A 976-nucleotide genomic window follows, 5' to 3' on the forward strand; every position below is an offset into this window, starting at 1 on the left:
TGCGCGTGCTGTGCGTGGACAACGACGAAGAGATCCTGGACGGCATGCGCGCACTGCTGGGCCGCTGGCAGGTGCAGGTGATCACCGCCAGCACGGTAGACCAGGCGTTGGAAAAAATGGCCGAGCATCCGGACGTGATGCTGGTGGATTACCACCTGCACGACCGGCTGGACGGACTGGATACGCTGGTCGCCCTGCGCGAGGCGGCCGGCAGCGACCTGCCGGGCGCGTTGCTGACCGCCGATGGTCGCGACGAATTGAAGCGGATGGCCCGCGACCGTGGCTATCGCCTGCTGACCAAGCCGATCAAGCCCGCATCGCTGCGTGCGTTCCTGGCGGCCTACGCGACCCCGCGCGACTGATCGGTGCCGGGCGCGTCGATGCGCGATCGCTGGTGGCTGACGCACAGGCGCGCCCGGTATACAGGCTCTCTTTACCGCGGACACCAGGCCATGCAGGTCGTTTCACCCGGCGCGATTCAACAGGCACCCACCGTCAACCGGCACCTGCCTGCAAGCGCATCAGCGCTGCCCGGTGTGCTGCACGCCGTGCTCAACGCGCCCGTGGATTCGTCGCTTGCACCGGCACTGGCCATTGCGGTGGGCGGGGCCGCAGGTGCCGGCGTATCGCTGCTCTGCAACGGCAGCAGCAGGCTGTTCGGCGATGCGCTGATCGGTAGCGCGCTGGGTGTGATATCGCATTCGTTCGCGCGCGGTCGCCACCGTGAAGATGCCGCGCATGGCCGCCGTTGGGACGTGTTGAACCAGACCCCGAAGCTGCGTGCCTGGCTGCAGAAGCACGATATCCGCTTCGTTGACCGGGAGCGGGTGGCGTCTATGCTGTCTCTTAAAACAATCTGACGCTGCCGACGACTCCTTAGGTGTTGATGTCGGTGACAGCAGATACCATCAACGTAGAAGTAAGTATCGCACAGTAGACACGCATAGGAGCTGTATACCTGTGACAACTAGATAAG

The 976-nt window shown here is 64.3% G+C and carries 2 protein-coding genes; both read left to right on the forward strand.

The window, feature by feature from the left end; genetic code table 11:
* Positions 1 to 362, forward strand: a 362-nt coding sequence (locus tag ABB28_RS17550) for a response regulator (RefSeq protein WP_152983513.1), incomplete at its 5' end; no start/stop codon positions are given.
* Between the two features lie 18 nt (positions 363 to 380).
* Positions 381 to 860, forward strand: a complete 480-nt coding sequence (locus ABB28_RS17555; protein ID WP_152983514.1) for a thioredoxin domain-containing protein — start codon at positions 381 to 383, stop codon at positions 858 to 860.
* Positions 861 to 976 lie beyond the last annotated feature (116 nt).

This window comes from Stenotrophomonas chelatiphaga, assembly GCF_001431535.1.
In the GTDB taxonomy this organism is placed as follows: domain Bacteria; phylum Pseudomonadota; class Gammaproteobacteria; order Xanthomonadales; family Xanthomonadaceae; genus Stenotrophomonas; species Stenotrophomonas chelatiphaga.